General features: G+C 69.7%; 20 protein-coding genes and 1 pseudogene. 6 read left to right on the forward strand and 15 right to left on the reverse strand.

Annotation, left to right across the window (positions count from 1 at the left end):
- Nucleotides 1–112 precede the first annotated feature (112 nt).
- The 3 genes from OCT49_RS22385 to OCT49_RS22395 all read right to left on the reverse strand — a co-directional run bounded on the left by OCT49_RS22385 (nt 113) and on the right by OCT49_RS22395 (nt 1,599).
- On the reverse strand, nt 113–361 hold the full coding sequence (locus tag OCT49_RS22385) for a hypothetical protein (RefSeq protein WP_283853620.1): 249 nt from the start codon (nt 359–361) through the stop codon (nt 113–115).
- Complete coding sequence (locus tag OCT49_RS22390) at nt 358–855, reverse strand: sigma factor-like helix-turn-helix DNA-binding protein (protein WP_283853621.1); 498 nt, start codon at nt 853–855, stop codon at nt 358–360. Before OCT49_RS22390 ends, OCT49_RS22385 begins: the two co-directional genes overlap by 4 nt.
- Nucleotides 856–1,068: 213 nt before the next feature.
- Nucleotides 1,069–1,599, reverse strand: a complete 531-nt coding sequence (locus OCT49_RS22395) for a MarR family winged helix-turn-helix transcriptional regulator (protein ID WP_148838895.1) — start codon at nt 1,597–1,599, stop codon at nt 1,069–1,071.
- A gap of 186 nt (nt 1,600–1,785) precedes the next feature.
- Between OCT49_RS22395 and ilvA the strand changes: the two genes are divergently transcribed.
- On the forward strand, nt 1,786–3,015 hold the full coding sequence (gene ilvA, locus OCT49_RS22400; protein WP_283853622.1) for a threonine ammonia-lyase: 1,230 nt from the start codon (nt 1,786–1,788) through the stop codon (nt 3,013–3,015).
- Nucleotides 3,016–3,133: 118 nt separating this feature from the next.
- On the opposite strand, the gene greA is transcribed toward ilvA, so the two are convergent.
- Together greA and OCT49_RS22410 are read right to left on the reverse strand one after the other, a co-directional pair.
- Nucleotides 3,134–3,631 (reverse strand): transcription elongation factor GreA, encoded by a 498-nt coding sequence (gene greA / locus OCT49_RS22405; protein WP_283853623.1) that lies wholly within the window; start codon nt 3,629–3,631, stop codon nt 3,134–3,136.
- Between the two features lie 250 nt (nt 3,632–3,881).
- Entirely contained in the window at nt 3,882–4,298 is a 417-nt protein-coding gene (locus OCT49_RS22410; protein ID WP_283853624.1) for a DUF4307 domain-containing protein, read from the reverse strand.
- A 97-nt stretch (nt 4,299–4,395) separates the two neighbouring features.
- On the opposite strand from OCT49_RS22410, the gene mca reads away from it, so the two are divergent.
- The 3 genes and pseudogenes from mca to OCT49_RS22425 form a co-directional block, all read left to right on the forward strand.
- Entirely contained in the window at nt 4,396–5,277 is an 882-nt protein-coding gene (gene mca / locus OCT49_RS22415) for a mycothiol conjugate amidase Mca (RefSeq protein ID WP_283853625.1), read from the forward strand.
- Between the two features lies 1 nt (nt 5,278).
- Nucleotides 5,279–5,515, forward strand: a complete 237-nt coding sequence (locus OCT49_RS22420; protein WP_283853626.1) for a hypothetical protein — start codon at nt 5,279–5,281, stop codon at nt 5,513–5,515.
- Between the two features lie 199 nt (nt 5,516–5,714).
- Nucleotides 5,715–5,873: pseudogene (locus OCT49_RS22425) on the forward strand (DUF255 domain-containing protein); the annotation flags it as partial.
- 33 nt (nt 5,874–5,906) lie between these two features.
- Here OCT49_RS22425 and OCT49_RS22430 read toward each other — a convergent pair.
- The 8 genes from OCT49_RS22430 to OCT49_RS22465 all read right to left on the reverse strand — a co-directional run bounded on the left by OCT49_RS22430 (nt 5,907) and on the right by OCT49_RS22465 (nt 13,857).
- The gene (locus OCT49_RS22430) at nt 5,907–6,314 is read right to left on the reverse strand and encodes a type II toxin-antitoxin system VapC family toxin (RefSeq protein WP_283853628.1); all 408 of its coding nucleotides are present in this window, start codon (nt 6,312–6,314) and stop codon (nt 5,907–5,909) included.
- Nucleotides 6,311–6,583, reverse strand: coding sequence for a hypothetical protein (locus tag OCT49_RS22435; protein ID WP_283853629.1), 273 nt, complete (start codon nt 6,581–6,583; stop codon nt 6,311–6,313). Before OCT49_RS22435 ends, OCT49_RS22430 begins: the two co-directional genes overlap by 4 nt.
- A 112-nt stretch (nt 6,584–6,695) precedes the next feature.
- Complete coding sequence (locus OCT49_RS22440) at nt 6,696–8,147, reverse strand: CBS domain-containing anti-phage protein (protein WP_283853630.1); 1,452 nt, start codon at nt 8,145–8,147, stop codon at nt 6,696–6,698.
- A 232-nt stretch (nt 8,148–8,379) separates the two neighbouring features.
- On the reverse strand, nt 8,380–8,919 hold the full coding sequence (locus OCT49_RS22445) for a hypothetical protein (protein WP_283853631.1): 540 nt from the start codon (nt 8,917–8,919) through the stop codon (nt 8,380–8,382).
- Nucleotides 8,920–8,945: 26 nt separating this feature from the next.
- Nucleotides 8,946–10,928: a hypothetical protein gene (locus tag OCT49_RS22450; protein ID WP_283853632.1), complete on the reverse strand. Its 1,983-nt coding sequence runs from the start codon at nt 10,926–10,928 to the stop codon at nt 8,946–8,948.
- Nucleotides 10,925–12,082, reverse strand: a complete 1,158-nt coding sequence (locus OCT49_RS22455; protein ID WP_283853633.1) for a 5'-methylthioadenosine/S-adenosylhomocysteine nucleosidase family protein — start codon at nt 12,080–12,082, stop codon at nt 10,925–10,927. The genes OCT49_RS22450 and OCT49_RS22455 overlap by 4 nt, the downstream gene beginning before the upstream one ends.
- The gene (locus tag OCT49_RS22460; protein ID WP_283853634.1) at nt 12,083–12,826 is read right to left on the reverse strand and encodes an NUDIX hydrolase; all 744 of its coding nucleotides are present in this window, start codon (nt 12,824–12,826) and stop codon (nt 12,083–12,085) included.
- Nucleotides 12,827–13,290: 464 nt separating this feature from the next.
- On the reverse strand, nt 13,291–13,857 hold the full coding sequence (locus tag OCT49_RS22465) for a Uma2 family endonuclease (protein ID WP_283853635.1): 567 nt from the start codon (nt 13,855–13,857) through the stop codon (nt 13,291–13,293).
- Nucleotides 13,858–13,999: 142 nt separating this feature from the next.
- Between OCT49_RS22465 and OCT49_RS22470 the strand changes: the two genes are divergently transcribed.
- Nucleotides 14,000–16,033 (forward strand): thioredoxin domain-containing protein, encoded by a 2,034-nt coding sequence (locus OCT49_RS22470; protein ID WP_283853636.1) that lies wholly within the window; start codon nt 14,000–14,002, stop codon nt 16,031–16,033.
- 89 nt (nt 16,034–16,122) lie between these two features.
- Here the strand turns inward: OCT49_RS22470 and OCT49_RS22475 are convergent, their stop codons facing one another.
- Together OCT49_RS22475 and trhA are read right to left on the reverse strand one after the other, a co-directional pair.
- On the reverse strand, nt 16,123–16,755 hold the full coding sequence (locus OCT49_RS22475; protein ID WP_283853637.1) for a TetR/AcrR family transcriptional regulator: 633 nt from the start codon (nt 16,753–16,755) through the stop codon (nt 16,123–16,125).
- Nucleotides 16,756–16,806: 51 nt separating this feature from the next.
- The gene (gene trhA, locus OCT49_RS22480) at nt 16,807–17,547 is read right to left on the reverse strand and encodes a PAQR family membrane homeostasis protein TrhA (protein WP_502963401.1); all 741 of its coding nucleotides are present in this window, start codon (nt 17,545–17,547) and stop codon (nt 16,807–16,809) included.
- Between the two features lie 212 nt (nt 17,548–17,759).
- On the opposite strand from trhA, the gene OCT49_RS22485 reads away from it, so the two are divergent.
- A complete protein-coding gene (locus tag OCT49_RS22485) occupies nt 17,760–19,592 on the forward strand; it encodes a phosphoenolpyruvate carboxykinase (GTP) (RefSeq protein WP_283853639.1) in 1,833 nt (610 codons plus the stop codon).
- Nucleotides 19,593–19,778 lie beyond the last annotated feature (186 nt).

A 19,778-nucleotide genomic window follows, 5' to 3' on the forward strand; every position in this document is an offset into this window, starting at 1 on the left:
CGCCGCGAATTCCAGGGTAGTCCGCCCCGTCCGGCACCCCCCGGCCCGTACTCCGGGGCCCATCGGCGCCCCGTATCCCCGTATCCGGCACCCCTCGGTCCGCGTTCCGCGCTCACCAGCCCCCGTTCGGTGTGGTCTCCGCCGGGGGCACCTCCCACGGATGCACGACGGACGCCCAGACCGCGAAGGCCGCCACCGCGGCACACGCCACCAGGAACAGCGCCCGGCGGGCGAACAACTGCCTGCGCAGCAGCCTGCCGCCCCGCTCCGCCGCCCGCTGCGCCAGATCGGCCGGCACCTGCGGATGCGGGCCGTCCAGCATCCGCCGGACCTCGTCCTCGCGGTCGCCGCTGCGGCTCATGGCGCCACCCCCAGCGGACCGGGCGGCAGCCCCCACCGCTCCGTGGGCCTGCGGGTGCCGCGCATCGTGGCCACCGCACGGTTGCAGATCGCCCGTACCCGTTCCACCGGCAGGCCGAGCAGCGCCGCGGCCTGCTCCTCCGCGACCCCCTCGTACAACCGCAGCACGAGGACGAGGCGTTCCTGCGGGGTCAGAGGGTCCAAGGGTCCGCCGCGCGACCGGTGGTGCCGCCAGACCTCGTGGGCGAACCGGACGACCAGTTCGCGCCGGGCACGGTCGTACGGGTCCTCGCCGCGCAGCCGGTCCCACTGGGCGTAGGTGCGCGCCAGCGCGGCCGTGAGCATCCGCCGGGCGCGGGGATTGGCGCCGGGCGGTCGCAGGGGCTCGGTGGTGAGCAGCGTGGCCGTGTGCAGCAGACGGCCGGCCGCGCCCGCCACGAAGGCCTCGAATTCCTGGGCTCGGCGCCGCTCCCGGCCCGTCTGGCGCTCTCGCACAATCCACCATACGAGCCGCTGCGGGGGCCCGGGTCAAGAGGCGTGCACGGGTCGGTCGTGCCGGTTCCGGCGGCCCCGGGGCGGACGCGGCGCTTCCGCCCCGGAACCGCCGGAAACCGGCTGCCACGGGACAGCGGAACCGGGCCGGCGACGGCCGGCCGGGGTGATCGGCCGGGCGGGGTGCGGCCGGCCGGGGTGATCGGCGGGGCGCGGTCAGCCGGCCGGGGGCGCCTGGTGCGCGGCCTGGCGGGCGGCCAGCGAGGCGTTGAACCGGGTGAGCAGCGTGCAGAACGTCTCGCGCTCCTCGGCCGTCCAGCCGTCCGTCACCTGCGTCATGAGCTCGCGCCGGGAGCTGCGGACCTCGTCGAGCCGGGCCTGGCCGCGCGGCGACAGCTGGAGCACCACGGCCCGGCCGTCCTCGGGGTGCGAGGTGCGCTTGACCAGGCCGGTGTCGACGAGCGGCGCGACCTGCCGGGTGACCGTCGAGGAGTCGATGCCCATGCCCGCGGCGAGTGCCTTGACGCCCATCGGACCTTCCTGGTCCAGCCGGTTGAGCAGCAGATAGGCGGCCCGGTCCATGGAATTGCGCACCTGGCCGACACCGCCGAGGCGGGTCTGCTCGGCACGGCGGGCGAATACCGCCACTTGGTGCTGCAGCGCATCGAGGACGTGGTCGGAACCCGTGGATTCGGGGGCGGCGCCCCCGGAAGGAGACGCAGCTGTCGTCATGTCCTGAGGGGGCATGGCCGGGGGCTCTCTTCGTGCGGTGTCGGATGGGTGGGGGACAGAGTACGCGGCCCCGGGGCACCGCGTACCGGCCCTGCGCAAACCCGTGGACCGCGCACCAGCGGCACGCGAACCCGGGGACAACGGCCCGGAAGGAGCCGGGACATCACGGGCGCAGCCGTGGCGAGCTGCCAGACTTGCGGTATGAACTTCCGCGTCACCGGCCACTTCCCTCCCCTGATCCTCGACGACGTCCGGGGGGCGCAGAAGATGCTCTCCGGCGTGGCCAGGAAGACCCCCATGGAGGGCAGCCGCCATCTGACCGGGCTCGTGGGCGCGCCGGTCCACCTCAAGTGCGAGAACCTCCAGCGGACCGGCTCGTTCAAACTGCGGGGCGCGTACGTACGGATCGCGGGCCTGTCCCCGGTGGAGCGGGCGTCCGGGGTCGTCGCCGCGAGCGCCGGGAACCATGCGCAGGGTGTCGCACTCGCGTCTTCGTTGCTCGGCGTACGGTCGACGGTCTTCATGCCGGTCGGGGCACCGCTGCCGAAGGTGGCCGCCACCCGCCAGTACGGGGCCGAGGTCCGGCTGCACGGCCACGTCGTCGACGAGACGCTCGCGGCGGCCCAGGAGTACGCGCGGGAGAGCGGCGCGGTCTTCATCCACCCCTTCGACCACCCCGACATCATCGCCGGGCAGGGCACGGTGGGCCTGGAGATCCTCGAACAGTGCCCCGAGGTGCGCACCATCGTCGTGGGCGTCGGCGGCGGCGGTCTCGCGGCGGGCATCGCGGTGGCGGTCAAGGCGGTCCGGCCCGACGTGCGGATCGTCGGGGTGCAGGCGGCGGGCGCGGCCTGCTACCCGCCGTCACTGGCCGTAGGCCACCCGGTGGCGATCGACTCGCCGGCCACGATGGCGGACGGCATCAAGGTGGGGCGCCCCGGCGACGTGCCGTTCGAGCTGGTCAGGGAGCTGGTCGACGAGGTGCGTACGGTCTCCGAGGACGAGCTGTCCAGTGCGCTGCTGCTCTGCCTGGAGCGGGCGAAGCTGGTGGTGGAACCGGCCGGGGCGAGCCCGGTCGCGGCCCTGCTGAGCGACCCGAAGTCGTTCCACGGGCCGGTGGTCGCGCTGCTCTCCGGCGGCAACGTGGACCCGCTGCTGATGCAGCGCGTCCTGACCCACGGCATGGTGGCGGCCGGCCGCTACCTGAGCCTGCGGCTGCGGCTGGCCGACCGGCCCGGCGCCCTGGCCGCCCTGCTGGCCGCGCTCACCGAGGTCGACGCCAACGTGCTCGACATCGGCCACGTACGGACCGACCCCCGGCTCGGACTCACCGAGGTCGAGGTGGAGCTCCACCTGGAGACGAAGGGGCCGGAGCACTGCGCCGAGGTCTCGACGAGGCTGCGCGACGCGGGATACCTGGTGATGGGCTGACCCCGGCGCGCCCCGCCCCACGGGCCGGCACCGCGCGTGCGCCCCGGCGCCGCCCGTACGTGTGGGGAGCCCCCGGCTGTCGGGCCGGGGGCTCCCCACACGTTCGACGGACGAGGAATCAGCCGGTGTACGGCTTCGCCGCGAGGATCTTCACCATGGCCATCTTGCCGTTCGGCAGCTCGTACTCGGCGTCGTCGCCCATCCGCTTGCCGTTCACGCCGGTGCCGAGCGGCGACTGCGGGGAGTACGTCTCGATGTCCGAGCTCGCGTACTCGCGCGAGGCGAGCAGGAAGGTCAAGGTGTCGTCCGGGTCGCCGTCGAAGGCGATCGTGACCACCATGCCGGGCTCGACCACGCCGTCGTCGGCGGGCGCCTCGCCGACCTTCGCGTGCTCCAGGAGCTGGGTGAGCTGGCGCACCCGCAACTCCATCTTGCCCTGCTCCTCCTTGGCCGCGTGGTACCCGCCGTTCTCGCGCAGGTCGCCCTCCTCACGGGCCGCCGCGATCTTTACGGCGATCTCCGTGCGCGCGGGACCAGACAGGTACTCCAGCTCGGCCTTGAGCTGGTTGTACGCCTCCTGCGTGAGCCAGGTGACGTTTTCGCTGGTCTGGGTCACAGGGTGCTCCTCGTCGGTACTGGGAATACAAAGCATCGCCCTACCCGTAAGCATGTGCCCCTACGGGTGGGCGAAACCACGAGCCTAACAATTCACCGGGGAAAGGGGGAGAAGGTAAAACCTCGGGACCACATATGCGCAGGTCAGAGCAGTCAGAGGCGATTCGGCGCCGGTGCGCGGCGGTCAATGTGCCGCCGCCGGAGGTCAACGCGACGCCACCCCGCGGGACGGACCGCGGTCCCGGGCCGGGTCAGCGTGGCGCACCGCCGTCGGTGGTGCATCCGAGGAGTTCGACACTGGTCGCCCTGGCGGTCGTGCGCAGGGACACGACGCGGTCGATGCGTTCCGTGCTCTCGTCGAACCGGAAGTCCTTGCGGGCCACGTCGCTGCCGTCCTCGTGCTGGGCGCGCAGGGTGCAGTAGCCCTTGGCGTCCTTGTCCTTGCGGATCTCGAGGTGGACGTCGATCTGCTGGTCCGAGACGACCTGGCGCTTGATCATCTCGGCGCTGATGCCCTGGCCGGTGACGTAGTCGTAGCCGATCCAGCCGACCACACCGAGCAGGACGACGCCCAGCACCGAACCGATGATCTTGAGCTTGCGGTCCGCCCGCTGGTCCGCGGAGCGGCCGTAGCGGTTCTCCGGAAGCGACTCGCGCACCGCAGCCATGATCGTTCCTCCCGTGCCGGGGATCGAGGAATTTTCCACCCCCCGGTTCGGTCACTATAGAAGCCTGCCCATGTGCCGAATCACTGAGGATCGAGTCTTGACCGAGCAGCTGCGACTGATGGCAGTCCACGCCCACCCCGACGACGAGTCGAGCAAGGGCGCGGCCACCATGGCGAAGTATGTGTCCGAGGGGGTGGACGTGCTGGTCGTGACCTGCACGGGGGGCGAGCGCGGCTCCATCCTCAACCCGAAGCTCCAGGGCGACGCGTACATCGAGGAGAACATCCACGAGGTGCGCAGGAAGGAGATGGACGAGGCCCGGGAGATCCTGGGCGTCGAGCAGGAGTGGCTCGGCTTCGTCGACTCGGGGCTGCCCGAGGGCGACCCGCTGCCGCCGCTCCCCGAGGGCTGTTTCGCCCTGGAGGACGAGGTGAAGGCGGCGGGCCGGCTGGTCCGCAGCATCCGTGCGTTCCGCCCCCAGGTCATCACCACGTATGACGAGAACGGCGGCTACCCGCACCCCGACCACATCATGACCCACAAGATCACGATGATCGCCTTCGACGGTGCGACGGACACCGAGAAGTTCCCCGAGTCGGAGTTCGGCCCGGCCTGGCAGCCGCAGAAGCTCTACTACAACCAGGGCTTCAACCGGCCCCGCACGGTGGCCCTGCACGAGGCGCTGCTGGCCCGCGGGCTGGAGTCCCCCTACGGCGAGTGGCTGGAGCGCTGGAAGGAGTTCGAGCGCGTCGAGCGCACGCTGACCACGCACATCCCGTGCGCCGATTTCTTCGAGATCCGCGACAAGGCGCTGATCGCGCACGCGACGCAGATCGACCCGGACGGCGGCTGGTTCCGCGTGCCGATGGACATCCAGAAGGAGGTCTGGCCGACCGAGGAGTACGAGCTGGCGAAGTCCCTCGTCGATACCTCCCTCCCCGAGAGCGACCTCTTCGCGGGCATCCGCGACAATGCCTGATATGTACGCGACCCAGGCACTGACCGACCTCGTTCCGCTCGCCGCCGAGCTCGACAAGAACAAGGTGACCCCCGGCGTTCTCGGCTTCCTCGTCTTCGCGGCGATCGCCGTGGGCGTGTGGTTGCTCATGAAGTCCATGAACCGGCACATGGGCCGGGTCGACTTCGAGGAGGCCCCGGACCCGGATGCGGTGGCGGCCGACGCCGCCGTCGGGGCGGGGGCCGCGAAGCAGAAGTAGCCCGGGGCGGCACCGGCACGGCCGCGTCCACCCCGTCGCACCGCGCGGCACCCGCCCGCCCCCGGGCCGGCCGGTGTCGCGCACGGTCGTGCCCGGCGGCGAGCACGGGGCCGGGAGGAGCGCCCCCGCCCGTGTGCCGTCCGTGTGCCGCCCCGTGGCGCATGGGCGGGGCGGAGGCGGGTGCGCGAGGATTGGACTCATGGCCAACCGGCTTGCGCAGTCCACGTCCCCGTATCTGCTTCAGCACGCGGACAATCCGGTCGACTGGTGGGAGTGGTCCCCCGAGGCCTTCGAGGAGGCGCGGCGGCGCGACGTGCCGGTCTTCCTGAGGGTGGGATACAGCTCGTGCCACTGGTGCCAGTGAACTCACAAACCCAGTAGTCGGCGGTGCTTACACGTCTCTGATGATCACGCGCTTCCCACAGAGCTTCGACCAGTCGTCCCGGTCGGAGGTCAGGACGATCACGGGGGCCGGGACGCGTAGCGCGAGCGCGGCGACGAGGGCGTCGATCGCGTACTTGTGCCCGTGCAGCCCGCCTGCGTCCTGAAGCAGCCCCACTGCGGTCAGGGAGTCCTCCTGGCTGACCGGTTCCACCCGCAGCCGGGAGAGCACCCACTTCAAGCGCGCCAGATCGGTCTTCCCGTGTACGGCTTCAACAATGGTCAGCGCGGACACGAGGACGGGAACCCCAGCCTGCCGGGATGCCTCGATGCGAGCCGCCATTCCGCGGTCGTTGCGCAGGAGTAGAGAGAGCGCCTCGGAGTCGAGCACCAGCGAGCGGGCCGGCTGCTCCTTCACGCGGCGCCCCGCTCGACATCCTCGGCGTTCACGTATCCGAACAGCTCGCGACGAGCGGCTTCGATCTCCTGCTCCGTGAGCGCGCCGTGCTCCTCCTCGTGGGACGCCACAATCTCGGCGAGTCCATCCATGGCGAGCTGGTGCCTGACGGCTTCGGCGACGTAGTTGGACAGCCCGCGGCGGCCGGTTCGGGAGCGGAGCTCGCTGACCAGCTCGGCGGGCATGGACACGGAGATGTTCTCAGTGGTCCCGGCTCGAGTCTGCTTCATACCCGAAGTGTAAGACGACATCTATTACAACGAGAAGCCTTGAGGTATCGACACTGACGAGGGGGTGAGGGCGGAGGCGCGCGGCGGACCGAGGGCGGCCGCGCGCCTCGCCTCAGGTTCCGTATCGGCGCAGCAGCTCGATCATGTTGCGGAGCTTCGGTATCGCGTCATCGCCGACCTTGTCCTTGTCGTTGAAGTGCATCAACTCGTTACGGACCTCGCGCAGCTCGTCGAGGCGGGCCACGAAGGACTTGCGGTCCAGCGGCCACCCCAACTTGTCCCATTGCTGCTGATTGCTGAGGATCTGCTGATAGTCCCCATACGACATCTGACCGAAGGCAGTGATGTTGCGGAGCTTGTCCGGATCGCAGAGCGTGATCACCTCCTGAAGGTCGAGGCCTTCCGAGATGACCCGGCGCAGCTGCCGGTCGAGGTCGCCAATGAGGAGGAACGGTCGCGCCGTGGCGCCGTACTCGGCGGCCACGTCCGCGATGGTGATGATCCCGGCGATCTGCTTCGTCTGGTCCCTCACCAAGAGGAAGCCGTACTGCTCCAGGTAGGGCAGGACGTCGATCAGATGATCGGCATAGCTGACATCGTGAGCTTTGACGATGGCCTGGGAAAAGGGAGCCTGGCTGTCCTTGTAACGAGCCTGGGCAATGGATTCCCAGGTGACGGCCCCCTGGAGGTTCCGAGTTCCGTTAAGCACCGGCAGCTGCGAGTACCCGTTGAGCTGCATCTTGGTGAATGCTTCCTCGAAACTCGCCGAGGAGGTCACCGATACCACTCCTCTGAGTGCCGAGGGCAGGTTGCCGACCGTCTGTCCCTGGATCGGCTCGCCCTTGTCCTCCGCGCTGCCGGAGGTGGTGGCGGTCGCCGGTGTGCCGGTCGTCCTCAGCTCCGCCTGCTCTGTTGCCGCCTCCGGTTCGGCCGTTTCCTCGTCCCTGTTCTCGGTATCCAATGACGGCCCGGTCAAGGTGACCCGGTCGTCGATGCCTACGGCTGCGAAGTCCGGAACGGTGTACAGGCCGTGGTTGGTCAGCTCACTGGCTATCTGCTCGCTGATCAGGTAGCCGCGTCGGGAAGCCCCCCACCAGCCCAGCAGATCCCGGACGGTGAGGGTGATCGGAGTATCTGCATCCGCTTGCTTCCGGGCGTCTTTCAACCGGGCGTGCCGCGCGGCGGAGACGTCTGCTGCCGAGCCGCCGGACGCGGGCTGCTCCGCCACCGTGTCCAGGAGGCTCTGTCTCAGAACGTCCAGCAGGGTGCCGTCGTCAAGTGCCCAGGCGGTCCATCCGTCGTAGGGGCCCCGACCCGTGGCCGCAGCGGCTGCCGCGGAGGGGGACTTGAACCGCTGGCCGTCGCTCAGCTCGATCCTGCCGTCCCCGGTCACCTTAGCGAGGTGTGCCTCTCCGGACTGCTTACGCCGGAAGGTGAGCTGCGTTCCGGCGGTCAGCAGTCCGGCGTCTACCAGATCGGAGACCAACACCCGCCGTCCCTCGATCAGATAGGAGGCTCGTCCCAGGGGCTCCTCCGCGCCGTCGCCCAGCTTGGAATCGGTCATAGGTGTCTTCCTCCGGCTCGATCCCGCCTCGCAACGGTCTGATCATCGCAGAGGCGCACCCCGCGCTGCTGTGGATTCCGTCCTTCCCCAAGAATGGGGCCAGACACTTCACAGTGGGCGTGACCCGGGGCCGCCAGTGTGTCTACGTGATTGCCGCCTGGGAGGCCCTCGCCAGAACGGCAACACCCCGATGCCCTCGACGCCATTGCCTGGGCCTGCCACAGCATTTGGCTCAGTGCTCTCGCTCCCTACGGCGCAGGAACTGCCAGCCCAGTACAGCCAAGGCGAGTGTCTGCCCAAGAGAAGCGAGTAAGAGCAGGGGCTGAACGACGGGAGAGCACCAGAACGCGGTCGTGCAGACCATGGGCAGGACCAGGTACGTGAACAGGTCCACCGCGGTCTGAAGCCGCTTGCGCACGGTGCGGCCCGCAACGCTGCGGTGGTAGATCTCCCAGCCGAACACTGCGCCGTGGGTGGAGGTGAGTTCCTCCAGGCGCGGGCCCAGCCGGTCGCGGACGTAGTAGCCGATTGCCGAGATCTTCTCGTCGTTGACCAGGTAGGTCCAGCCCAGGATCAGACAGATCGCGGGGACGGAGAGCAGTAGCCGGGACTGTCCGCTCTGCGCGGTGATCGCCACGACTGCAGTGGCTGCCGCGAGGGTGAAGTACAGCAGGTTGTCGCGAAACCCTATGCGGGTCTTCTGTTCCTCCTTGAGGCACCCGTACTCGGCCAGCAGGATCTTGCTCTCGGTGACGTCATCCGTGGAGGTCACAGGCACCCCTATGCTCGAGTTCAGGATCAGCCGGCGATCTGGAAGGGAGCCAGGCTGTCGGGGCCGTGCCGTTCGATCCAGCTCTTCCCGTCCGCCGCTATCCCCTCCAGAAGGCGGAAAGTGTGGGTGGAGCCGGCCGCGCTGAGGTTGATCTCGGAGATTTCCTGGGAATTCTCGGTCGGCGCCAGTTGATGGGCGTCGGCGTCCTTGACGCGGATCTTCCTGGCCGGTCCGTTGGCGAGGAAGAGCTCCAGGTCGTAGCCAATGTCGGCGTTCTCCGTCACCTGTACGGAGGTTAGCGCGTCGAACCGGTAGTTGCTCCGCTGCTCGTTCTTGCGCGTTCCGTCGAAGAAGTCGAACTCGGAGCTGATCTCGCGGATACCGTCCTGGGTGAACAGGAACAGGCGGAACACGTAGCGCGAGTACCGCCATGGGCCGCCTCGGACCCGGCCACGCTTGCAGGATGGACCCGGGGCCATGAGGATGGTGTGGGCGATCAGGTCACGCCAGGTGAGCCGGTGGTGCCGGAGTGCCTCATCGACGAACGAGGTCTTGTCGCAGGTGAGCCAGGTCTCCATCTCCAGTTCGCTGGGGCGCGTAGCGTCCAGGAACGACTTCCAGCGATGGTAGGCAATCTGCCGTTCGGCCAAATGCTCGCTGTATTCCTGGGTCTCCCGGTTCAGCCGGTGCTCTTCACGCCGGACCTCCAGCCATCGGGAAGCGCTCGCGTGCCCGGACCAAGCCGCACCGAGCATGGCCAGGAACGCCCACAGAGGCCGCGGTTGGGCGGCACCGATGGCCGCTGTGCCGAACCCGGCCAGAGCCGCGACACCGAGAACGGCGAGGGCCGCCACGGTCAAGGCCTTCGTCCTGCCCGACGTCCGGTCCTGACGGTACCGATCGGACAGGGTGCCGTTGTTGTAGCGATCTCGGGCGTCCTCGGCGAGGTACCGGATCAGCCAGTCGACTCGCTCCACACCGATTCGGCTCTCCCGGTAGAGGTCCGCGATCTCGGCGGCGAGGCTGCTGCGGATTTGAACCGTGTGACCGAGCCAGGCATCCGCGGTGAAGCCGTGGGGCCTTCGAATGCTGAAGTAGTGATCGAACGAATGGCGGACGCGCTTGGTGAACCGGTCCTCGGCGATCGGGGGATCGCGCGGATCCGGGGCGTGAACCTCGGCCCCGAAGCCAGGCCTGGGCTCCTGGCCCCACCACCGAACGCCGAAGCGCGCCGCGGTCAGGCCCGCGCCGAGTGCCACCGCTAACTCGACGATCGCCTGGGCCGGATTCGCGATCAGAGCCAGGGCCCCGAGGAGAGCACTGCTGATGGCGAACAGGACGGCCCGGACAGGGAGGGCCGCCTTGGCGGCGGCAGCGGTGCTCGGGCGGGGCTGAACGGCCCGCGCCCCGATGGGGTCGGGTGCGAAGTAGGCCCAGACCCGCTGGGCCCGGCCGTTGCCGAAGCGTTCCGCCCTGGCCCGCCCGAGGGTCTCCGCCCACAGGTCGTCCTTCAGCCCTCCGGTGAGTATCACGTTGAGGTGGCGGAGGATCGCGTCGTGCTGGCGGAGCGGCAGGTCCTGCAGTTGCTTCAGCACGGGGCCGGTCTCGCTGCCGGCGGTGCTGAGTACCGCCAACAGGTCGAAAGTGACGCGCAGGGCTTCCTTCCACTTGTCCTCGGCGAAGTCCCGCACGAGCCCGTAGGCGTAACGCAGCTGCCCGACCTCTTCGGCGGTCAGGTCGTGGTGGGTGCGTGCGCTGAGCATGGCGAGCACCCAGTGGAAACGCACCTCCGTGCCGTCGTACCCGTGGGCGATCGCATCGGTGATCATTTCGCGGGCCCGGCTGGGAACGCCGTCTTCCAGGAGCTGTACGCCGACCCGGTACTTCTCCTGCGGCGAGGCGTCGGGGTGGACGAAGTAGACGTTGGAGTTGTGTACGGTCTCGGCCTGGATCCCGATGGTCGAGCCGTATGCCGCCGAGCTGTACGGGGCACTGTCGTCGTGGTTCATGCCAGGTCACCGGCCGCGGCCACCAACGGAGTCAACGTGGCCACCAGCGCGGGGCACTCCGCGACCAGTCCGCGCAGCCTCTTGAGTGTCATGACCGCCCGCTTCGACGATTCAGGGGTGCGCTCCCCGGCCGACCGGAGGGCGGAGTCCAGATCGGTCAGGGCTTCCCGGTAGCTGTCCTCGTCGAGGACGCCCTCGGTACGGTGCCACCCAAGCTGATCGCGGAAACCGTTCAGTTCCGTGATCAGGTCCGTCGGGCCGGGTGCCTTCGAGGCCGTGTTCATGTGGACACTGCTGCCCGTGACGGAGCCGGCCACGATGCCGACAGTACTGTTGTGGACGGTGTTGCTGACGCGCCGGTCGAACCAGTCGGTCGAACGGGCCCCGTCGTCCTGGGGCATTGTGGCCTCCTCCTGCTCCAGTTCCACTGCCAACCGGATGGCGAACGCCGCCGCGTTCGCCGCGGCCCGCGGCTGCCAGTTGCGGTCCTCCGAACTGTTCTTCGTGCCGTCCGCCCGGTCGCTGATCCCCCGGACGATGGCCACCGGCGCTCCGCTGAGATGGCCGGCCTGGGCCACACCGGCTGCCTCCATCTCGATGGCGAGCGCGTCGTTGTAGTGCTGTCGGATCCACTTCGCCTCGGCCGAGATCCTCGAGTTCTGGACGATCTCGCCGGCGGCGATCGCCCCGAAACGCACCTGAGGCCCGTCCTCGTGACCGGGCGTGGGGTCCGCCCAGTCGTTCAAACGGGCCAGGTGCGAGGCGAGCTGGCTGATGCCGTGCGGCGCTTCCCACACCCGGGGACGGGCCTTGAGCCCGTCGTCCTCACTGGTCCCGCCGTGATAGGCGTACACATGTGACGCCATCACCACGTCACCCAGCCTGGTGGCGTCCCACAGGGCGCCGGCGACCCCGACGAACAGCACGGCCACCGGTGAGAACTCCTGGATCGCGCGTTCGGCGATCACCGCGGCGGAATGGTTCCCCTTGTTCGTCAGGCCGAGCGCGACGCGGCACGATGTGCCCCGTGCGGTTCCCACCTCGAACCGGGTACCGCGCTCATGGCGATGCACCTGAGGATTCGCCAGCCTCTGGCGCACGGACTGATATTCAAGATTGAGGGCGGTGAGAATCACCACCGGGCCCTTTGGCATCTACTCCTCTTCCCCTCTCGTGTTCTCTTCCGTCGCGGGTGGCGCGGGTCGGATCAGCGGTGGGAACAGCACGGTGTTCGGACCGGCCCGGTACAACCGTGCGGGCCGTCCTCCCGTGGCCCTGCGGTCCGTGCCGACGGGGACGATGAATCCCTTCGAAGCTTGGACCTTCCGGTAGAAATTGCGGGTGTCGAGTGTGGTGCCCCAGACGGCCTCGTACACCTGCTGCAGCTCCGCGATGGTGAAGCTCTCCCCACAGAACGCGGTGGCCAGTGCCGAGAATTCGATCTTGGTGCGTGCGCGTTCTATCCCGTCCGCGGCGATTCGATGGTGGTCGAAGGCGAGGGGCGCCTCGCCGGACAGTACGGCTTCTGCGGGTATCCACGCGGCATCGGTGGCATCCGTCCCCGCGACAGGGTCGGGCAGTCCCGGTGCGATCGCCAGGTGCGCGACGGAGACGACTCGGCCCCGCGGGTCGCGGCCCGATCTTCCGTACACGGCCAGCTGTTCAAGGTGTACCCAGCCGGAGGTCAGGGCTGTTTCCTCACTCAGTTCGCGGTGAGCGGCGTCCAGGATCTCCTCGCCGTCATGGCTCAGGAATCCTCCGGGCAGTGCGAGCATGCCCCGGAAGGGGTCTTCGCCCCGCTCCACCAGGAGGACGTGCAGACGACTGTCGCGCAGCGTCAGGATCACGAGATCGACCGTCAATAGGACAGAGGGTGGTGACCATGCGTCATCTTGCATGTCCTGCAAGGTACTTCAGTTACTGTCACTTGCACAAGAAGTAGAGTGTTGGGATCGCTATACCGCTCGACCTCATGGCCGTGGCGCGCATGGATGGTCAGCTGGTAATCGAACATGTCAGCTCGTGCCTGCCTGCAGTGCCGCGGTTCTTCGGCCTGCGACTGGCGCGCTCGTGGCGTCGAGGGCACAGGGGGGCAGTCGTGGCCCGTGCACGTCGATGAACCACAACCGGATGCCGGGCCCTGTGTCAGTCTCGTAGGCGGCTGCCCCGGTGGTGCGATCTCCCGTCAACGTGACCTTGATCAGTTCCTGACCAGGCACGGCTAAACGATCGCCCATGAGCCGGCATGGCATCCGGAGGTGGTGCATCCGGCTCGGAGGTGGGGAATGTTCCGATCGGTCTGCGAACAATGACCATCCGGGCGCTACCGGTCAGCTGTCGAAAGCGGGGAGACCCTCCGTCCTTACATGACCCCAAGATCGACCGTGAGGGAGAAAGGCGCGGTGGCCCTCACCGTGCCGGTGAACATCTCGCCGTCCCTGTAAGCCTTGGTGGCGGGATCGAGAACGTAGGTGTAGATGATCGGGACCCCGGTGGCTGCCTGTTCGACGCGCCAGTAGAAGGGGATGCCGGCCTTGGCGTACTGGTCCACCTTCACGACCCGGTCCGTGGTCTCCGAACCGGGTGATACGACCTCGACGACCAGGAGCACGTGCTCGGGGCGGGTGGGTGTGAGGTCGATGGTTTCCGACCGGTGGACAGTGACGTCCGGGCGGCGGTTGGTGAGGGGGACGTCCTGCAGGCGGACGTCGAAGTCGGCATCGGCGTTCCACTCCGGGCCCGCGGCGGCGTCCAGGGCATTGGCCAGGAGCCGGGCCAGGCGGTTGTGCCGCTTGGAGCCGCTCGGGCTCACGACGACCATCCCGTCCACGATCTCGATGCCGGCGCACTGTTCCTCGGACCAGGAGTCGTACTGCTCCGCGCTGATCTGGGTGTGCATCCACGCGGGCGCCACCATCTCGGCGGTCATGGTGTACCTCCTTCGTGGTGCCTCAACAGTCCGGGCGCTGCTGGGCTCAGCCCACTGCCCGGTGTGGTGCCCCACCCGCCCTTCACCGCTCTGCCCCGTGGCGCGCGTGTGTCGTGGGAGTGGGTGCGCGAGGATTGGACTCATGGCCAACCGACTTGCGCAGTCCACGTCCCCGTATCTGCTTCAGCACGCGGACAATCCGGTCGACTGGTGGGAGTGGTCCCCCGAGGCCTTCGAGGAGGCGCGGCGGCGCAATGTGCCGGTGTTCCTGAGCGTGGGATACAGCGCTTGCCACTGGTGCCACGTCCTCGCGCACGAGTCCTTCGAGGACGAGGCCACCGCCGCGTACATGAACGAGCACTTCGTCAACGTCAAGGTGGACCGCGAGGAGCGCCCCGACGTGGACGCGGTCTACATGGAGGCCGTGCAGGCGGCGACCGGGCAGGGCGGCTGGCCGATGTCCGTCTTCCTGACCGCCGACGCCGAACCCTTCTACTTCGGCACGTACTTCCCGCCCGAGCCGCGCCACGGCATGCCGTCCTTCCGGCAGGTGCTCGAAGGGGTCGCGGCGGCCTGGACGAGCCGGCGGGACGAGGTGGGCGAGGTCGCCGGGCGCATCGTCCAGGACCTCTCCCGGCGCTCCCTGGTGCACGCCGGCCAGGGGCTGCCGGGCGAGCCGGAGCTGGCGCAGGCGCTGCTCGGGCTCACCCGCGAGTACGACGGCAAGCACGGCGGGTTCGGCGGGGCGCCCAAGTTCCCGCCGTCCATGATCATCGAGTTCCTGCTGCGCCACCACGCCCGCACCGGGGCGGAGGGTGCCCTCCAGATGGCCGTCGACACCTGCGAGGCGATGGCCCGGGGCGGGATGTACGACCAGCTCGGCGGCGGGTTCGCCCGCTACTCGGTGGACCGGGAGTGGGTGGTGCCCCACTTCGAGAAGATGCTCTATGACAATGCGCTGCTCTGCCGGGTGTACGCGCATCTGTGGCGGGTCACGGGCTCGGAGTCGGCCCGGCGGACCGCGTTGGAGACCGCCGACTTCATGGTGCGCGAACTGCGCACCGCCGAAGGGGGGTTCGCCTCCGCGCTCGACGCCGACAGCGAGGACGGGGCCGGGCGGCACGTCGAGGGCGCGTACTACGTGTGGACGCCCGGGCAGCTGCGGGAGGTGCTCGGCGAGCAGGACGCGGCCTTCGCCGCCGAGTACTTCGGCGTGACCGAGGAGGGCACGTTCGAGGAGGGGGCCTCCGTCCTGCGGCTGCCGGGGACGGGCGTGGCGGACGCGGACCGGGTCGCCGACGTGCGGGCCCGGCTGCTGGCCGCCCGCGAGCTGCGCCCCAGGCCCGGCCGGGACGACAAGGTGGTCGCCGCCTGGAACGGTCTGGCGATCGCCGCGCTCGCCGAGACCGGGGCGTACTTCGGCCGGCCCGACCTGATCGAGCGCGCCACCGAGGCGGCCGACCTGCTGGTCCGGGTCCACATGGGGGACGTCGCCCGGCTGGCCCGTACCTCGAAGGACGGCCGGGCCGGTGCCAACGCCGGGGTGCTGGAGGACTACGGCGACGTCGCCGAGGGCTTCCTCGCCCTGGCCTCGGTCACCGGCGAGGGCGTCTGGCTGGAGTTCGCGGGTTTCCTCCTCGACATCGTGCTCCAGCACTTCACCGGCGAGGGCGGTCAGCTGTACGACACGGCGGACGACGCCGAGCAGCTCATCCGCCGCCCGCAGGACCCCACCGACAACGCGACCCCGGCGGGCTGGACGGCGGCGGCCGGGGCACTGCTCTCGTACGCCGCGCACACCGGTTCCGAGGCCCACCGCACCGCCGGGGAGGGGGCGCTGGGCGTGGTGAAGGCGCTCGGTCCGCGGGCTCCCCGGTTCACCGGCTGGGGGCTCGCGGTCGCGGAGGCGCTGCTCGACGGGCCGCGCGAGGTCGCGGTCGCCGGGCCGGTCGGCGGCGAGCTGCACCGCACGGCGCTGCTGGGCACGGCCCCGGGCGCGGTGGTGGCCGCGGGGGAGACGGGCGGGAGCGAGTTCCCGCTGCTGGCGGACCGGCCGATGACGGGCGGGGCGCCGACGGCCTACGTGTGCCGGAACTTCGTGTGCGACGTCCCGACGACGGACGCGCAGGAGCTGGCGCGGCGGCTGGGCGGGGGCTCGGGGCGCGGGGTGCGGTGAGCAGTCAGTAGGGCGGGAGGAGGGGCGGCGGGGCGTCCGTCGGTCGTGCGTCAGTCATGTTCCGGGCGTCCGGCGGGGCCGGCACGGTGTCACAGCGACAGGCCGTTCTCCAGGCTGTCCAGCGCCCGGCCGATCATCGCGACGAGGTCGCCCTCCCGGTCGTGCTCGCACCAGTACAGCGTCACCTCGCGCAGCGCGCCCAGGACCGCCGCGACCGACACCCGGACCGCCAGGTCGTCGGGGGCGCGGCCGGCGCGGGTGGCGAGGGCGGCGGCCAGGGTGCCGGCCGTGTCCGACATGCTCTCCGTCATCCGGGCCCGGACCGCGGGGACCTCCACGATCAGCCGGGCGCGCTGGCGGATCTCGTCCTCCTCGGCCGCCAGGATCGCCGCGAACGTCTCGGTCAGGACGTGCCGGAGCGACTCCAGCAGCGGTTCACCGGCCGGGCGGCGGAGCAGGGCGGCCTCCAGGACCGGGCCGTACTCGTCGGCGAGGACGATGTCCTCCTTGGCCGGGAAGTACCGGAAGACGGTGCTGGGCGACACCTCGGCCGCCTCCGCGATCTGCTCGACCGTCGTCGCCTCGTAGCCCTGCGCGGCGATCAGCCGGCAGGCGGCGTGCCGGATCGCGATCCGGGTCCGGAGCTTCTTCCGCTCGCGCAGTCCCAGCTGCGGCGGCGTTTCCGGGGCGGAAACGGAAGGGGTACGGGAGGTGGCGGCCATGGTCGCCATTGTCGGGCATCGGCGGGCCGTCGGCACCGGCCGGGACGCTGCTCAGCCGTGGTTGTAGGCCACCAGGGAGATGCCGACGTAGTGCACCACGAAGGCGGCCAGGGTCAGCGAGTGGAAGACCTCGTGGAAGCCGAACCAGCGCGGGGAGGGGTTGGGCCGCTTGATGCCGTAGATGACCCCGCCCGCGCTGTAGAGCAGGCCGCCGACGACGACCAGCACCAGTACGGCGATCCCGCCGGTCCGCAGGAAGTCCGGCAGGAAGAAGACCGCGGCCCAGCCCATGGCGAGGTAGCAGGGCGTGTAGAGCCAGCGCGGGGCGCCGACCCAGAACACCCGGAAGGCGATGCCGGCCGCCGCGGCCGCCCAGACCGCCCACAGCAGCGGGGTGCCGGTGGACTCGGGCAGCAGGAGCAGGGTCAGCGGGGTGTAGGTGCCCGCGATGATCAGGAAGATGTTGGCGTGGTCGAGCCGGCGGAGCACCGCCTCGCCGCGCGGCCCCCAGGTGCCCCGGTGGTAGAGCGCGCTGACCCCGAACAGCAGGCACGCGGTCAGCGTGTAGATCCCGCAGGCGATCCGGCCGAGGGCGCTGTCCGTGAACGCGATCAGGGCGACCCCCGCGACGATCACGGCGGGGAACATCCCGGCGTGCAGCCAGCCGCGCATCCGCGGTTTCGCAGGAAGGGGATTCGCCGGAAGAGGAGGTGCCGGGAGGGGATTCGCCGGGAGGAGATGGGAATCGGCTGGTTCCAGCCCGGGGGACTCGGGCGCGGCGGCGGCAGTCATTCCCGCATCGTACCTACGCAACCGTAAGTAACGGATGCGAGTGGCAATGCTCACGTGTGAGGTCCCCTGGACATATGGGCGAAACGGTCGGATGATCAAATGAGTGCGGTCGGCACCGGATGAGCGCCAACGGGATTTGAAGGGGTCGAAGCATCCGGGTCGCAGCCCCCACGGGGCAACTACCAAACAGACACCCTCAACAAGGAGCGATCGTGGCGCGCGACATCGCGGCTCCCCCCACTGCCCCCACCCAGCACCAGGAGCTCATCTCCTGGGTGAACGAGATCGCGGCGATCACCGAGCCGGACCGGGTGGTCTGGTGCGACGGTTCCGAGGCCGAGTACGAGCGCCTGTGCGGGGAGCTCGTGGCCAAGGGCACCTTCACGAAGCTGGACGAGACCAAGCGCCCGAACTCCTACTACGCCGCGTCCGACCCGAGCGACGTCGCCCGCGTCGAGGACCGTACGTTCATCTGCTCCGAGAAGGAGGAGGACGCCGGTCCGACGAACCACTGGAAGGCCCCCGCCGAGATGCGGGAGATCTTCACCGGTGAGAACGGCGTCTTCCGCGGGGCCATGCGCGGTCGCACCATGTACGTCGTGCCCTTCTGCATGGGCCCCGTCGGCTCCCCGCTCTCCGCGATCGGCGTCGAGATCACCGACTCCGCGTACGTCGCCGTCTCCATGCGCACCATGACCCGCATGGGGCAGGCGGTGCTGGACGAGCTCGGTTCCGACGGCTTCTTCGTCAAGGCCGTCCACACCCTGGGCGCCCCGCTGGAGGAGGGCCAGGAGGACGTTCCGTGGCCGTGCAACTCCATCAAGTACATCTCGCACTTCCCCGAGGCCCGCGAGATCTGGTCCTACGGCTCCGGCTACGGCGGCAACGCCCTGCTCGGCAAGAAGTGCTACGCGCTGCGCATCGCCTCCGTCATGGCGCGTGACGAGGGCTGGCTCGCCGAGCACATGCTGATCCTCAAGCTCACCCCGCCGCAGGGCGAGGCCGAGGCCCCCAAGTACATCGCCGCGGCCTTCCCGAGCGCCTGCGGCAAGACCAACCTCGCCATGCTGGAGCCGACGATCCCCGGCTGGACCGTGGAGACCATCGGCGACGACATCGCCTGGATGCGGTTCGGCGAGGACGGCCGTCTCTACGCGATCAACCCCGAGGCCGGCTTCTTCGGCGTCGCGCCCGGCACCGGCGAGCACACCAACGCCAACGCCATGAAGACCATGTGGGGCAACTCCGTCTTCACCAACGTGGCGCTCACCGACGACGGCGACGTCTGGTGGGAGGGCATGACGGAGACCGCTCCGGCCCACCTCACCGACTGGAAGGGCAACGACTGGACGCCCGCCTCCGACACCCCGGCCGCCCACCCCAACGCCCGCTTCACCGTCCCGGCCGGGCAGTGCCCGATCATCGCGCCCGAGTGGGAGGACCCGAAGGGCGTGCCGATCTCGGCGATCCTCTTCGGCGGCCGTCGCGCCTCCGCAGTGCCGCTGGTCACCGAGTCCTTCACCTGGCAGCACGGCGTCTTCCTCGGGGCCAACGTCGCCTCCGAGAAGACCGCCGCCGCCGAGGGCAAGGTCGGCGAGCTGCGCCGCGACCCGTTCGCCATGCTGCCGTTCTGCGGCTACAACATGGGCGACTACATGAACCACTGGATCAAGGTCGGTGCCGACAAGGACCAGGCCAAGCTCCCGAAGATCTACTACGTGAACTGGTTCCGCAAGAACGACGCGGGCAAGTTCGTGTGGCCCGGCTTCGGCGAGAACAGCCGCGTCCTGAAGTGGATCGTCGAGCGCCTGGACGGCAAGGCCGAGGGCGTCGAGACGCCGATCGGCATCCTGCCGGCCAAGGGCGCGCTGGACACCGACGGCCTGGACCTCTCCGACGCCGACCTGGACTTCCTGCTCGACGTCGACAAGGAGATCTGGCGCGAGGAGGCGTCGCTGGTGCCCGAGCACCTCAACACCTTCGGCGACCACACGCCGAAGGAGCTGTGGGACGAGTACCGCGCGCTGGTCCAGCGCCTGGGCTGATCCCGCCGGGCTCCGGGCGCACCCCGCGCGGGTGCGCCCCGCATGCCCCGCGACCGGGCCCTGGACATCCGCCCTGACCTGTGGGTCTCACCAGCCCGGCCGCGGTACGACCCCCGGAACTCCCTCACGGTTCCGGGGGTCGCTCCCTTTCCGGCGTTTCATGGCGAACGTCCCAAGATCGCCCGA

Origin of the sequence: Streptomyces sp. ML-6 (assembly GCF_030116705.1) — a bacterium.
Lineage (GTDB): Bacteria > Actinomycetota > Actinomycetes > Streptomycetales > Streptomycetaceae > Streptomyces.

What these genes read in the sequence shown, in the direction of transcription:
- OCT49_RS22385 (WP_283853620.1), bottom strand. Translation starts at nt 361, where the DNA reads ATGAGCCGCAGCGGCGACCGCGAGGACGAGGTCCGGCGGATGCTGGAC.
- OCT49_RS22450 (WP_283853632.1), bottom strand. Translation starts at nt 10,928, where the DNA reads ATGAACCACGACGACAGTGCCCCGTACAGCTCGGCGGCATACGGCTCG.
- OCT49_RS22395 (WP_148838895.1), bottom strand. Translation starts at nt 1,599, where the DNA reads ATGCCCCCTCAGGACATGACGACAGCTGCGTCTCCTTCCGGGGGCGCC.
- OCT49_RS22460 (WP_283853634.1), bottom strand. Translation starts at nt 12,826, where the DNA reads ATGCAAGATGACGCATGGTCACCACCCTCTGTCCTATTGACGGTCGAT.
- trhA (WP_502963401.1), bottom strand. Translation starts at nt 17,547, where the DNA reads ATGACTGCCGCCGCCGCGCCCGAGTCCCCCGGGCTGGAACCAGCCGAT.
- ilvA (WP_283853622.1), top strand. Translation starts at nt 1,786, where the DNA reads ATGAACTTCCGCGTCACCGGCCACTTCCCTCCCCTGATCCTCGACGAC.
- OCT49_RS22465 (WP_283853635.1), bottom strand. Translation starts at nt 13,857, where the DNA reads ATGACCGCCGAGATGGTGGCGCCCGCGTGGATGCACACCCAGATCAGC.
- OCT49_RS22455 (WP_283853633.1), bottom strand. Translation starts at nt 12,082, where the DNA reads ATGCCAAAGGGCCCGGTGGTGATTCTCACCGCCCTCAATCTTGAATAT.
- OCT49_RS22410 (WP_283853624.1), bottom strand. Translation starts at nt 4,298, where the DNA reads ATGGCTGCGGTGCGCGAGTCGCTTCCGGAGAACCGCTACGGCCGCTCC.
- OCT49_RS22435 (WP_283853629.1), bottom strand. Translation starts at nt 6,583, where the DNA reads ATGAAGCAGACTCGAGCCGGGACCACTGAGAACATCTCCGTGTCCATG.
- OCT49_RS22470 (WP_283853636.1), top strand. Translation starts at nt 14,000, where the DNA reads ATGGCCAACCGACTTGCGCAGTCCACGTCCCCGTATCTGCTTCAGCAC.
- OCT49_RS22420 (WP_283853626.1), top strand. Translation starts at nt 5,279, where the DNA reads ATGTACGCGACCCAGGCACTGACCGACCTCGTTCCGCTCGCCGCCGAG.
- OCT49_RS22440 (WP_283853630.1), bottom strand. Translation starts at nt 8,147, where the DNA reads ATGACCGATTCCAAGCTGGGCGACGGCGCGGAGGAGCCCCTGGGACGA.
- OCT49_RS22475 (WP_283853637.1), bottom strand. Translation starts at nt 16,755, where the DNA reads ATGGCCGCCACCTCCCGTACCCCTTCCGTTTCCGCCCCGGAAACGCCG.